Genomic DNA, 12974 nt, shown 5'->3' with positions numbered 1-12974 from the left:
CGGAGATCAACGCGGTAGTTTGTCCACGACCGCCGAGAGTTCGTCGGCGAAACCGAGGCGATGGGCGATCATATTGAGCTGCTCGTCGGGATAGAGGCCGGTATCGGCCAGGATGACGCTCAGCACCGGCTCGGGCAGCCCCAGATCGGCCAGCACGCCCAGATCGCCCTCCTCCCACGGATCGACATCGTCCAGATCATCGGGATCGATATCGGGGATCTCGACGTTCAACGCCTCGAGCACATCCGCGGCGATGTCGTAATCGATCGCGGCGGTGGCGTCGGAGACCAGCATCCGGGTGCCGCTCGGCGCGGGCCGCAGCACGATGAAGAATTCGTCATCCACGTCCAGCAGCCCGAAGACCGCACCGGAGCTGCGCAAAGCCTTCAGCTCGGTCTCGGCTGTGGACAAATTGGTGAGGGCCGCCTGGCTCAATGGGCTACAGCGCCACTTGCCATCTTCACGGACCACCGCCACGGCGAACCCCTCCACGGCGTCATAGTCTTCCGACGCCGCACTGTTCGTGCCCGAGCGCTGTGCTGCCATGGTCGCAACGGTAGTCTGCTTGACCCGAAATGTTGAAGTCGTATGCCAATCTGTTCCGATGACGCGTGACCCGAAGCCCCCCGTATGCGTGCTGGGGACCGGTTTGATCGGTGGTTCCCTGCTGCGTGCCGCCACCGCGGCGGGGTACCCGGCGTGGGCCTACAACCGGTCCGAGGACGGGGCGCGGGCCGCCCGCGCGGACGGATTCGAGGTGAGCACCGATCTGGTGGGCACCCTGCGCCGGGCCGCCGACGCCGACGCGCTGATCGTGATCGCGGTGCCGATGCCCGCCGTCGACCATCTGCTGGAACTGATCGCCGACTACGCCCCGAACTGTCCGTTGACCGATGTGGTGAGCGTGAAGGGCCCGGTACTCGACGCGGTGCGCCGACACGGCCTCGCGGCCCGCTACGTGGGCGGGCACCCGATGGCCGGCACCTCCGAATCCGGCTGGGCGGCAACATTTCCCGAACTGTTCCGGGACGCGGTGTGGGCGGTCGGGGTGGACGAGGGCACCCACGTGGATCCGTGGAGCCGGGTGGTGCGGCTGGCGCTGGACTGCGGTTCGGTCGTGGTTCCGGTACTGGCCGCCGAGCATGATCGCGCGGTCGCCCGGATCTCCCACCTGCCGCACGTACTCGCCGAAGCGCTGGCGGTCGCGGGCGCGGCGGGTGGCCCGCTGGCGCTCGGGCTGGCGGCGGGCTCGTTCCGGGACGGCACCCGGGTCGCCGGGACCGCGCCGGACCTGGTGCGCGCCATCTGCGAACCCAACGCGGCGGCGCTGCTGGAGGTGCTCGACGACACGCTGACCGTGCTGACCGCGGCCCGGGACAGCCTGCGCGCGGACGCGTCGCTGGCCGAACTCGTCGAGGCCGGGCACGACGGGCGACAGGACTACGAGACCGCGAAGCGCTGGTCGATCACCGGTGTGACGCCCGGCGACCACGACTGGCTGGCCGCATTCGCCGAAGCCGGCCGGGGCGGGGGAGTGCTCACCGAATTGCCTTGAGGCAGTTCAGATTCTCTCGGCCAGCCCGGGATATTCGAGCACGAAGCCGTCGGCGTCGACGGTCACCGTGGCGCTGGACACCGGCGACAGCACATTCACGCCGTTGGGTCCGCTGCTGTAGGTGAGACTGGCCTCCTGCACCTGTAGCTCCGGCAACCGGACGTAGACCACCGGTACCTGTACCTCGTCCACCGCGTGCTGCAAGCCGAAGCGGCGGATCGGCAGGGTGTTGAAGAACGGGCTCAGCACCACGTCGACGTCGAGCGCGCCGCCGAAGGTGGAGCGCACGTGGCTGCCGCCCGCGTCGACCAGCCAGTAGTTCTCCTCGTCGCGGGCGAGCGAGGCATGCCGCTCACCGGCCGGGGTGGTGCTGCGCAGCGACAGCCGCTTGGTGACGCCGTTCTCGTCGGTGACCAGGTCGTAAGAGGCGCTGAATGCCGGATGCTCCTCGCACGCGCCGCCGATCATGCGCCCGGCGGCCCGGATACGGTTGCCGTTGAGCGTCACCCGGACCGACTCCATCCGTGTCGCGTTGTGCGCGCGCCACGTGAGCATTCCCGGCCAACGGGAGGTGGCGCCGGAGCCAGGGGCTGGGTTGGTCACCTATCTACCGTAAGCGACAGCGGACCTCGCGCACTGCCGGACCGCATCACACCAGCGAACTCCCACTGCCCGGTGGGCGGCGGATCGTGCGCGCCCGGCCCGGCCAACCCCGGAGCCGAGCCGGACGCGCACCGCCTCATACCAGCGACTCGCGCCAGGCCGCGTGCAGGCCGGCGAACCGGCCACTGCCCGCGATGAGGTCGGCGGGTGCACCGTCTTCGACGATCCGCCCGTGTTCGAGCACCAGCACCCGATCGGCGATCGCGACCGTGGACAGCCGGTGCGCGATGATCACCGCGGTCCGACCGTGCAGCACCGTCTCCAGCGCTCGCTGCACCAGCCGCTCGCTGGGAATGTCGAGGCTGGAGGTGGCTTCGTCGAGCACGATCACGGCCGGGTCGGCCAGGAATACCCGGGCAAACGCGACCAGCTGCCGCTGGCCCGCCGACAGCCGGCCGCCGCGCTTCTTCACATCGGTGTCGAAGCCCTGCGGCAGCGCCGCCACGAAGTCGTACAACCCGACCGCCCGCGCGGCCGCGTGCACTTGCGCGTCGGTGGCCTCCGGCCGGCCGAGCCGGATGTTGTCCGCGACCGACCCGGAGAACAGGTACGCCTCCTGGGTGACCATGACGACATTGCGGCGCAGGTCGGCGTCGGTGAGGTCGCGCAGATCCACGCCGTCCAGGGCGATCGTGCCGCCGGAGGGGTCGTAGAACCGGGTGAGCAGTTTGGCGAGGGTCGATTTGCCCGCGCCGGTCGCGCCGACCAGGGCGATGACCTGTCCGGCCGGAATCTCCAGGCCGAACTCGGGCAGCACCACCTTGGACGGCTCGACCGGCGCGTCGAGCTGCTCGACCGGTGTGGAGCCCGCGGCGTAGCCGAACCACACCCGCTCCATCCGTACCGCACCGCTTGCTTTGCCCAGCGGCACCGGCGTTGTCGGTTCCGGTACCGACGGCTCTTCCTCGAGCACGCCGGAGATCTTCTCCAGCGCCGCGGCCGCGGACTGGTAGGCGTTGAACACCTGCGCGAGTTCGTCGAGCGGACCGTAGAACTCGGTGAGGTAGAGCAGGTAGGCCGCGAGCACGCCGACGGCCAGATTGCCCTCGATCACCATCCAGGAGCCGACGACGATGATGATCACCGTGGTCAGGTTGCCGAGCAGCCGGGTGAGCCCGACGTAATCGCCCACACCGCGAATCGCGGTGATCGTGGCCTTGCGGTAGGCGGCGTCCTCGATCGCCAGCACCGACTCGTTGCGCTGTTCACGGCGGAACGCCTGGACCGCGCGCATGCCGCCCATCGATTCCACGAACTGCACGACGACCTTGGCGATGGCGCCGCGGGTCTTGCGGTAGCCGGCGCGCTGACGCCGCTGCGCCCAGCGGGTGACCAGCACCAGCGGAATGAACCCGACCAGCACGATCGAGGCCAGCGTCAGATCCAGGTAGACCAGGATGACCGCGATGGTCACCACGGACAGGATGGCGCCGATCGCCTGGTTCAGCGCGCTCTCCAGCAACTCCTGCAAGGTTTCGATGTCGCCGGTGAGCCGCGAGACCACCTTGCCGGAGGTGTATTTCTCGTGGAAGGCCACGCTGAGCCGCTGGGTGTGGGCGAACGCGCGCACTCGTAGGTCGAAAAGCACGCTCTGACTGAGCTTTCCGCTGACCCGCAGGAACACGTAGGTGGTGGCCATGCTGAGCAGCACAGTGCCCAGGTAGCCCGCCACCGTCCAGGCCAGCGGGGTCCAGTTGTCGCGCCGGCTCTGTGCGATCGCGGTGTCCAGGCCGTAGGCGATGAACAGCGGACCGGCCACCTTGGCGGCATTGTCCACCACGATCAGGACCAGGGCCAGGATGGCCCGCCCGCGATAGGGCCGGATCAGCTCGAGCAGCAGCCGCCGGGAGCGTTCGGCCAGCACCAGGTTGCCGGTCGCGGTGACCTCTTTGTCCTCGCTGGCGATGCCGCGCCAGTCCGCGACCTCGTCCCGGGATTTCTCCGGTGTCGCGACCGCTTTCGTTTCGACTGTCTCGGTGCTCATTGCTCACCTCCCATCAGTTCTCGGTAGACGGCGTTGACGCGCAGCAGGTGGTCGTGGCTGCCCTCGGCGACGATCCGCCCGCCGGCCAGCACGGCCACCCGGTCGGCCAGGGCCGCCGTCGAAGGCCGGTGCGCGACAAGCAGAGTCGTCGCATCGGCCAGGACGCTGCGCAGGCGCTCCTGCACCCGCTCCTCGGTCTCCACATCGAGCGCCGAGAGCGGATCGTCGAGCACCATCACCCGGCCGCGGTGCCGGGTGCCGGCCAGTACGGCCCGCGCCAGCGCGAGTCGCTGGCGCTGTCCGCCGGACAGGCTCATGCCCTGCTCACCGATCCGGGTGTCCAGACCCCAGGGCAGGTTGTCCACGAATTCGGTGGCCTGCGCGACGTCGAGGGCGCGCCGGACATCGTCGTCGGAGGCGGCCGGGTCGCCCAGCGCCACGTTCTCGCGGACGCTGGCCGAGAACAGGACCGGCTCCTCGAACGCCACCGACACCACCGAGCGCAGATCCGAGACCCGCAGTGCGGCGATATCGATGCCGTCGACGCTGATCCGCCCGCCAGTGACGTCGTAGAGGCGGGGAATCAGGTTGAGCAGCGCGGTTTTCCCGCTGCCGGTGGCGCCGACCAGGGCCACCGTTTCGCCGGGGCGGACGGTGAGCGAGATGTCCTCGAGCACCGCGCTGCCCGGGCCGGTCTCGTTCGGGAACGCGAATCGCACCCTGTCCAAACGCAATTCGCCCCGGATCCGCTCGGGCAGCGGCACCGGGTCGATCGGATCGGTGATATCGATCGGGGTGTCGATGATCTCCCAGTACCGGTCGGCCGCGGTGCGCGCGTCGTTCCATTCGGCCAGCAGGAAGCCGGTCCAGATGATCGGCCACTGCAGGAAATTGGCCAGCGTGATGCACGCGACCAAGGTGCCCAGCGTCATGGTGCCGCCCGCGACTGCGAACGCGCCGTAGCCGAGCGCGAAGGCAATGGCCAGCTGCGGTACCGCCACCATGGCCGACCACAGATTCGCGTCCAGGCGCACCTTCAACAGCTCGGTCTGCTGGAGTTCTCGGGACTGCGCGGTGAACCGGGTGCCGAAGAACGCGCCCCGCCCGAACGCCTTGAGCACCCGGATGCCCTGCGCGGATTCCTCGGCGGTGGTGGCCAGGTCGCCGGATTGGTCCTGGGAGCGACGGGAGGCCACCGCATATTTGCGTTCGAACCGTACGCAGAACCAAGTGAGCGGGAGTGCGACGATCGCGAAGATCAGGCCGATCCGCCAGTTCAGCACGAGCAGCACCACCAGCCCGACCGGGATGAGGACCAGGTGGATCAGCAGGAAGGGGCCGATGAACGCGATGAACTTGCGCATCGTTGCCATATCGTCGACCGCGCGGGAGAGCAGTTGCCCCGATTCCCAGGCGTCGTGCCGCCCGATCGACAGGGCCTGCAGTTTGCGGAAGATCTTGGCGCGCATGGTGATTTCGACCTGCGTCGCGGGTTTGGAGACCAGCCAGCGCCGCCCCCAGACGCCCAGTGATTCGAGCAGCCCGAGCACGAGGACCAGCGCCACCGGCCACAGCAGCGCACCGAAATCCCGCCGGGCGAGCGGACCGTCGACGATGCGCGCGATCACCACGGGGATGACGACGGCCGTGAGCGAGCTCAGCAGCGCCAGTCCGGTGGCCGCGAGCAGCGTATTGCGGTGCGGCCGAATATAAGGCAGGAACCGGCGGAGCGAGAACAGGCGGCCCGGCGGTTCGGATTCGCCTGGCCGCGAAGGTCTGTCGCCGTCGGCGTCGGCGGCGGGCTGCTCCAGTGCGAGTGACAAGGCTCCCCCTCGGGTCGTGGATTGCGGTGTCAGAGAACGCGGTGCCAGTGATGTTCCCACTGGGGTCCGACATCTCAGGGTGTCAAAGCCACGAGCCGCGTTCCACTGATTTTCTGCCACCCACTCAACAACCTAAAGTAATGTCGAGGTCAAGTCCGATCGGGTAAACCGCTCGCCGGTGGGTATTACGCCCCAACGGATAGGAGCATCGGATGAGAATCGGAAGTGCCATAGTTCTGATCTGGCTGTTGATCGGCGTGGTCGCCGCGGTGCAGCGGGACTATTTCGACAGCGGGCCGATCAACTGCGCCGGGTTCGGCACCATCGCGGTGACGGTGGTGGCCGGTCCGCTCAACTACATGGGTGTCAATCCGAAAATCTCGGATTGCAATGTCCCCGAGCCCAGCCCATAAAGGGGATACACCTGCGGTTATCGGCACGGGCCGGTCACTTCGGCCCGAGTAAGCTCTCGGGAAAAGAGAGGCGGTAATCATGCGTGATCGTGCTGCCTATGGGAGACCGGAGCGTGAGCGCGGCGGCCTCCCCGCTCGACTGGCGAGTCTGCTGCTCGTGGCTTGGCTGGCCATCGGCCTTTTCGCCGGTGTCCAGCGCGACTACTTCACCAACGGGCCGATCACCTGCTCCGGTTTCGGCACCATCGCACTCACCGCCCTGGCCGGCCCGCTGAACTATATGGGCCTCAATCCCAAGGTCGGGACGTGCCATGTACCGCAACCGAGTCAGTAGCCGGGGACTTCCCCTGTAGCGCACGCAGTTTCGCGCCCTCCACATCGATGTCGGGCACGATCCGGTCCAGCCACTTCGGCATCCACCAGGCCCACTTGCCCAGCAGCACCAGCAGCGACGGAATCAGCACCATGCGCACCAGGAAGGCGTCCAGCAGCACACCGACCGCCAACGCGAAGCCCATGGACTTGGCCGTGACATCGGATTCCAGCAGGAACGAGCCGAACACCGAGATCATGATGATCGCGGCCGCGGTCACCACACGCGCGCCGTGGTGATAGCCGTTGATCACCGCGTCCGTCGGTGACTTCCCGTGCACGTACTCCTCGCGCATGCGGGTCATCAGGAAGACCTGGTAGTCCATGGCCAGGCCGAACACCAGGCCGATCAGCATGATCGGCAGGAAGCTGACGATCGCGTGCGGATCCTTGATCAGGCCGAATTTTCCGTCCTGGAAGATCAGCACGGTCGCGCCGAAGGTGGCCGCCATGGACAGCAGGAAGCCCAGGGCTGCGGTCAGCGGCACCAGGATCGAGCGGAACACCAGGATCAGCAGGATGAAGGCGGCGCCGGCCACGATAGCCAGGTAGGGCACGATCTTGCTGAGCAGCACGTGGTCGATATCGGCGTAGATCGCGGTGGTGCCGGTGATCCCGTATTGCATCCCGTACTCGGACTTCAGCTGCGCCTCGGCGTCACGGGCCTCGGCCACCAGATCCTTGGTGGCCTTGGCATTCGGGCCGTCCTGCGGCACACCCTCGAGCAAGGCGCCGCTGCCGTCCTCGCTCATGGTGGGCTCGGTGACGTAATCCATGTCGTTGTAGGACCCGAGCCGTTCCCGCAGCGCGGTCAGCGCGTCGGATCGGCGCTCGGCGGGCACGTCGGTCAGGTCGACGGCGACCTGAAGAATGCCGTTGCTGCCCGCGCCGAAGCCCGCGGTGCGCAGGTCGTAGGCCTTGCGGACGGTGGTGGTCTTGGGCATGCTGTCCTCGCCCGGCAGGCCGAGATTCAGCCCGGCCGCGGGCGCGGCCAGCAGACCGAGCACCACGATGCTGAGCACCAGCGTGACCCACGGCGCGCGCGCGATCAGGCGGGCGAAGCGGGTGCCGTTGGTGACGACGCTGTCGTCCTCGGGATCGGCCCGGGCGACCAGCGGCAGCTTCGGCTTGAACAGGAACCGGCCGAACGCACCGAGCAGCGCGGGCATCAGCGTGATGGCGGTGAGCACCGCGAACGCGGCGGCGATCGCGCCGCCCAGACCCATGAAGGTCAGGAACCGCACGCCGACGATGCCGAGGCCGACCAGCGCGATGATCACGGTCAGACCGGCGAACACCACCGCCGAGCCCGCGGTGCCCAGGGCCGTGCCCGCGGCTTCCTCAGGTGAATCCTGCACGGCCAGTTCGTGTTTGTAGCGCGAGACGATGAACAGCGCGTAGTCGATGGACAGCGCGATGCCGATCATCGTGGCCAGGAAGGTGGTGAAGCTGGGCACCGACAGCACCGAGGTGCCCAGGAAGATCAGCGAGGTGGCCGCGCCCAGACCGACGATCGCGGTGATGATCGGAACGAACGCGGCCACGATCGCGCCGAACGCGATGATCATGACGATGAAGGCGACGCCCATACCGATCATCTCGGATTTGCCGCTCGGCATCTCCTGCTCGATCGCGATCGAGCCACTCATCTCGACCGTGAGCCCAGCCGCCCGCGCCGCATCGGCCGCCCGATAGGCCAGGTCGCGGTCCTCGGCGGTGACCTTGGTGAAATCGGTGATGGTGAACGGGACGCTGAAGAAGGCGACGGTCTCCGGGCTGGTCTTGTTCAGCACGTTCAGCGGGGCGCCGCTGCACTTGCTGGGGTCGGCGTCGGGGACCAGGCAGCCCAGCTGCTGGGTCGCGTCGATCGGATCGACCAGCGGCTTGGCGCGATCCACGATCGGCAGCGCCTCGACCTTGCCGATCAGCTCTTTGATCGCGGCCTGGTTGGCCGGGTCGGTGAGCTTCTGCCCGGCGGGCGCGCCGATCACGTAGGTGCCGGTCACGGCGTCGAATTGGAAGGCCTCCGACATGCCGGGGAAGTGTTTGTCCAGGATCTCGGTGGCGCGCTCCGAGGGCAGGTTGGGCAGGCTGAAGTCATCGCTCATCGGCTCTTTGAGTCCGTTGCCGAGTGCGCCGAGGATCAGGAACAGCGCGAACCAGATGGGCAGCACCAGCCATTTGCGGCGGAATGCGAATTTGCCCCACCGGTATAGCCAAACGGACACGGTCTTCTCCTCGCGGTGATCGGATCGAGCCTGACCGAGCTGAAGAACGGAACCTGTGCTGAGTCTGCTGCGGGCGGCGCACAAGATCAAGAACCGACCGCACCTGTTATCAAGGGGAAACGCACTCGGCCCCGCACCTGGAACAGGTACGGGGCCGAGTGACGGTCAGGCCGGGATCAGCTCACGCCGACCGGCTCCTTCTTCAGTTCCACGGTCTGCGGCTGCACACCCTGCAACTTGGCGCCCTCCACATCGATATCGGGCAGGATGCGGTCCAGCCACTTCGGGATCCACCAGGACCATTTGCCCATGAGCACCAGCAGCGACGGAATCAGCACCATGCGGACGATGAACGCGTCGAACAGCACGCCCGCGGCCAGCGCGAAGCCCATCGACTTGGCGGTCGCGTCCGGCATCAGCATGAAGCCGGAGAACACCGAGATCATGATGATCGCGGCCGCGGTCACCACGCGGGCACCGTGGTGGTAGCCGTTGATCATGGCGTCCTTGGCGGACTTGCCGTGCACGAATTCCTCACGCATGCGGGTCACCAGGAAGACCTGGTAGTCCATGGCGAGGCCGAACACCAGGCCGATCAGCATGATCGGCAGGAAGCTGATGATCGGCTGCGGATCCGCGATCAGCCCGAACGCGCCCTCCTGGAAGATCAGCACGGTCGCGCCGAAGGTGGCCGCCATGGACAGCAGGAAGCCCAGGGCCGCAGTGAGTGGCACCAGGATCGAGCGGAACACCAGGATCAGCAGGACGAACGCGGCGCCGGCCACGATCGCCAGGTAGGGCACGATCTTGCCGAGCAGCACATTGTCGACGTCGGCGAAGATGGCGGTCACACCGGTGACGCCGTACTCCATGCCGTATTCGGCCTGGAAGTAGCCCTCGGCGTCGCGGGCTTGTTTGACCAGATCTTTGGTGACCTGCTCGTTCGGTCCCGACTTCGGTACGCCGTTGAACATCGCACCCGCGCCGTCCGGGCTCGGCATGGTCGCGGTCACGTAGGCCATATCCGGGTAGGACGCGATCTTCTCGCGCAGCGCTGTGAGCGCGTCGTCACGCTTCTGTTCCGAGACGCCGGACAGGTCGACGGCGATATTCAGCACGCCGTTACTGCCCTCACCGAAGCCTTCGGTGCGGATGTCGTAGGCCTTGCGGACCGTGGTCTCCTTGGACATGCTGCCCTCGCCCGGGAGACCGAGGTTCATCCCGGCCGCGGGAGCGGCCAGCGCGCCGAGCACCAGGATGCTCAGGATGAACGTCACGGCGGGCATCTTGCCGATCAGGCGGGCGAAGCGGGTGCCGTTGGTGACCGAGGTGTCGTCCTCGGGGTCGTGCTTGGCGACGAACGGCACCTTCGGCTTGAACAGGAACCGGCCGAACGCACCCATCAGCGCGGGCAGGAAGGTGACCGCGGTGAGGACCGCGAACGCCGCGGCGAATGCGCCGCCCAGACCCATGAAGGTCAGGAACTGCACGCCGACGATGCTCAGCCCGGCGAGGGCGATGATGACGGTCAGACCGGCGAACACCACCGCCGAACCCGCGGTGCCCAGGGCGATGCCCGCGGCTTCCTCGGGCGAATCCTGGACCACCAGTTCGTGTTTATAGCGGGAGACGATGAACAGCGCGTAGTCGATGGACAGTGCGATGCCGATCATCGTGGCCAGAATCGGCGTGAAGGTGGGGATGGTCAGGAACGCGGTCCCCATTGTGATGGTGGAGACCGCCAGGCCCAGGCCGACGATCGCGGTGATCAGCGGCACGAACGCGGCGATCAGCGCACCGAAGGCGATGATCATGACGATGAACGCGACGGCGAAGCCGATCGCCTCCGAGGAGCCACTGGGCTGCTCCTGCTCGAGCGGCAGCGATCCGCTCATCTCGACGGTCAGACCGGCGGCCCGCGCCGAATCGGCCGCGTTGTAGGCCAGTTTGCGCTGCTCGGGCGTGACATCGGAGATGCTCGCGATCTTGAACGGCACGTCCAGCGTCGCGACCGTGTCGGGCTGCTCGCCCAGCACGTTCAGTGGAGCGCTGGCGCAGTAGGACTTGGCGTCGGGGCTTTGGCGGTCGACGGCCACGCAGTCGAAGGTCTTCTCCGGACCCAACGGCAGGTTCTTGGCCAGGGTGACCGGGTTGACCAGCGGCTTGTTCTTGTTGTCCGCGTCGACGATCGGCAGTTCGCGCAGCTTGGCGATCAGCCCGTCGATGGCGGTCTCGTTGGCCGGGTCGGTGAGCTTCTGGCCCTCCGGCGCCTGGATCACGTAGGTGCCGAGCACGGCGTCCATGCTGAACTGCGCCGACATGCCCGGGAAGTGCTGGTCCAGGATCTCGGTGGCCCGCTCCGACGGCAGGTTGGGCATGGAGAAGTCATCGTTCATCGGCTTGCTGATCACTGCTGCCACGCCGCCGACGGCGATCAGCAGAGCGAGCCAGATCGGTAGCACGATCCATTTCCGGCGGAAAGCGAACTTTCCCCATCTGTAGAGAAGTACGGACATGAGGGGGTCTCCTAGCGATAACAGGGTTGGCCGGGACATGCCGGTCAGACAGTGCGTTCGCGCGGGTGCCCAGCTGCGTCGTGGATTCGAGATCCAGACCGGGGGACTGCCCGCCTCCAATTGACGTTTTTTGCCTACCGTGCGGTAGGTAGACTCTAACTTGGCGCTAAGCGGAGGTACAACCTCTATTTGTAGGGGCACCGTAAGCACGGCTCAGTAGGCACAACAAGGACATCCGATGGAGATCACAGTGACGGCAGAATCCGTATCCGCAGGTCGGAGCACGAAGCTGGCGATCAGAGACGCAGCTGTGGAGCTTTTCGGCAGCAAAGGATTCGAGCAGACGAGCCTGCGCGAGGTCGCCGATGCGGTAGGAATCACAAAGGCCTCGCTCTACTATCACTACCCCTCGAAGCTGGATCTGCTCGTCGCGATCATCGATCCGATCGTGGCCCACATGCGCGATGTCGCAGCGGATATCGAGACCGTCCCGCACACTCCCGAGGGCGTGCGGACCGTGCTGACCAACTACATCCGCGGCATCCTGGCCCACCGCGATGTCGGCGCCATGTGCGTGCGTGACACCGTTGCCATCGTCAACGCCATGGCCGACCGCAACCCGGACCTGTTCCAATTCAGCCGGGCGCTCGGGGATTGGCTCGCGGGCCCGAACCCGAGCGCCGAGGCGAAACTACGGGCCAGCGCCGCCCTCCAGGTCCTCGAAGTCGCCCTGTTCTCCGGTGAACTCGCACCCGACGCCGACGAGGAACTCATCGAAAGCACCCTGCTGGACGCCGCCACCTGTGTACTGACCGCCTGCGGAACCCGATAGCCCAGTAGATTCCTAGCCGAACACCAGCCGAATCGTTCAGGGAGCAGTCAGTGCACATCACCGCGAAGGTCGATTACGCGGTGCGAACCCTGCTCGAAATCGCCCGCGCGCCACAGCCGACCGCGCTGAAGGCCGACGCCATCGCGACCGCACAGCAGATTCCGCCCAAGGTGCTCGAGACCGTGCTCGGCGAGCTGCGCCGGGCCGAGCTGGTGATCAGCCGCCGCGGACCGGACGGCGGCTACTGGCTGGCCCGGCCCGCCGCCGACATCTCGATCGCCGACGTGATCCGCGCGGTCGAGGGCCCGCTGGCCTCGGTGCGTGGCGAACGGCCCGAGGACGTGCGCTACGAGGGCGCGGCCGAACCCTTGCGGCGCGTGTGGATCGCAGTGCGTGTCAACTTGCGCGCGGTGCTGGAGAACGTCTCGATCGACGACATCGCCGCCGACCGGCTGCCGGGCTTCCTCGACGACCTCGTCGCCGATCCCGGTGCCTGGGCCCGGCGCGAACCGCACACCCAGCCGAGCTGACCGCGACCGGTTCCATGCCGGCCGGTAAACCTCACGACGAGTGTCGGCAGCAGCCGGT

The 12974-nt window shown here is 67.2% G+C and carries 11 protein-coding genes; 5 read left to right on the top strand and 6 right to left on the bottom strand.

What is annotated here, in order from left to right; translation table 11 throughout:
• Positions 1-6 precede the first annotated feature (6 nt).
• Positions 7-546 carry a tRNA adenosine deaminase-associated protein gene (locus ACFVMC_RS05040; RefSeq protein WP_379206965.1) on the bottom strand — a complete coding sequence of 180 codons (540 nt, stop codon included), beginning with the start codon at positions 544-546 and terminating at the stop codon, positions 7-9.
• Positions 547-604: 58 nt separating this feature from the next.
• On the opposite strand from ACFVMC_RS05040, the gene ACFVMC_RS05035 reads away from it, so the two are divergent.
• On the top strand, positions 605-1555 hold the full coding sequence (locus tag ACFVMC_RS05035; RefSeq protein WP_379206963.1) for a prephenate dehydrogenase: 951 nt from the start codon (positions 605-607) through the stop codon (positions 1553-1555).
• 6 nt (positions 1556-1561) lie between these two features.
• Here ACFVMC_RS05035 and ACFVMC_RS05030 read toward each other — a convergent pair whose 3' ends face one another.
• The 3 genes from ACFVMC_RS05030 to ACFVMC_RS05020 form a co-directional block, all read right to left on the bottom strand.
• The gene (locus ACFVMC_RS05030) at positions 1562-2110 is read right to left on the bottom strand and encodes a putative glycolipid-binding domain-containing protein (RefSeq protein WP_379207833.1); all 549 of its coding nucleotides are present in this window, start codon (positions 2108-2110) and stop codon (positions 1562-1564) included.
• A gap of 184 nt (positions 2111-2294) precedes the next feature.
• Entirely contained in the window at positions 2295-4202 is a 1908-nt protein-coding gene (locus ACFVMC_RS05025; RefSeq protein WP_379206961.1) for an ABC transporter ATP-binding protein, read from the bottom strand.
• A complete protein-coding gene (locus ACFVMC_RS05020) occupies positions 4199-6025 on the bottom strand; it encodes an ABC transporter ATP-binding protein (RefSeq protein ID WP_379206959.1) in 1827 nt (608 codons plus the stop codon). The genes ACFVMC_RS05025 and ACFVMC_RS05020 overlap by 4 nt, the downstream gene beginning before the upstream one ends.
• A 212-nt stretch (positions 6026-6237) precedes the next feature.
• Between ACFVMC_RS05020 and ACFVMC_RS05015 the strand changes: the two genes are divergently transcribed.
• Positions 6238-6438, top strand: a complete 201-nt coding sequence (locus ACFVMC_RS05015; protein ID WP_379206957.1) for a hypothetical protein — start codon at positions 6238-6240, stop codon at positions 6436-6438.
• A gap of 139 nt (positions 6439-6577) precedes the next feature.
• The gene (locus ACFVMC_RS05010; RefSeq protein WP_379207831.1) at positions 6578-6772 is read left to right on the top strand and encodes a hypothetical protein; all 195 of its coding nucleotides are present in this window, start codon (positions 6578-6580) and stop codon (positions 6770-6772) included.
• On the opposite strand, the gene ACFVMC_RS05005 is transcribed toward ACFVMC_RS05010, so the two are convergent.
• On the bottom strand, positions 6726-9038 hold the full coding sequence (locus tag ACFVMC_RS05005; protein ID WP_379206956.1) for an MMPL family transporter: 2313 nt from the start codon (positions 9036-9038) through the stop codon (positions 6726-6728). The two genes, ACFVMC_RS05010 and ACFVMC_RS05005, sit on opposite strands and share 47 nt — an antisense overlap.
• Before the next feature lie 176 nt (positions 9039-9214).
• Positions 9215-11554, bottom strand: a complete 2340-nt coding sequence (locus tag ACFVMC_RS05000) for an MMPL family transporter (RefSeq protein ID WP_379206954.1) — start codon at positions 11552-11554, stop codon at positions 9215-9217.
• Between the two features lie 238 nt (positions 11555-11792).
• On the opposite strand from ACFVMC_RS05000, the gene ACFVMC_RS04995 reads away from it, so the two are divergent.
• Positions 11793-12386 (top strand): TetR/AcrR family transcriptional regulator, encoded by a 594-nt coding sequence (locus ACFVMC_RS04995; protein ID WP_379206952.1) that lies wholly within the window; start codon positions 11793-11795, stop codon positions 12384-12386.
• Positions 12387-12436: 50 nt separating this feature from the next.
• Entirely contained in the window at positions 12437-12916 is a 480-nt protein-coding gene (locus ACFVMC_RS04990) for an RrF2 family transcriptional regulator (RefSeq protein WP_379206950.1), read from the top strand.
• Positions 12917-12974: the final 58 nt, after the last annotated feature.

The sequence above is a fragment of the Nocardia sp. NPDC127579 genome (assembly GCF_042672005.1).
In the GTDB taxonomy this organism is placed as follows: domain Bacteria; phylum Actinomycetota; class Actinomycetes; order Mycobacteriales; family Mycobacteriaceae; genus Nocardia.
This window is presented reverse-complemented; position numbering and strand designations above follow the sequence as displayed.

Excerpts from the sequence above, each read along its gene's own strand:
- ACFVMC_RS04995 (WP_379206952.1), top strand. The coding sequence starts at position 11,793 with ATGGAGATCACAGTGACGGCAGAATCCGTATCCGCAGGTCGGAGCACG.
- ACFVMC_RS05030 (WP_379207833.1), bottom strand. The coding sequence starts at position 2,110 with ATGCTCACGTGGCGCGCGCACAACGCGACACGGATGGAGTCGGTCCGG.
- ACFVMC_RS05040 (WP_379206965.1), bottom strand. The coding sequence starts at position 546 with ATGGCAGCACAGCGCTCGGGCACGAACAGTGCGGCGTCGGAAGACTAT.
- ACFVMC_RS05025 (WP_379206961.1), bottom strand. The coding sequence starts at position 4,202 with ATGAGCACCGAGACAGTCGAAACGAAAGCGGTCGCGACACCGGAGAAA.
- ACFVMC_RS05035 (WP_379206963.1), top strand. The coding sequence starts at position 605 with ATGACGCGTGACCCGAAGCCCCCCGTATGCGTGCTGGGGACCGGTTTG.
- ACFVMC_RS05015 (WP_379206957.1), top strand. The coding sequence starts at position 6,238 with ATGAGAATCGGAAGTGCCATAGTTCTGATCTGGCTGTTGATCGGCGTG.
- ACFVMC_RS05000 (WP_379206954.1), bottom strand. The coding sequence starts at position 11,554 with ATGTCCGTACTTCTCTACAGATGGGGAAAGTTCGCTTTCCGCCGGAAA.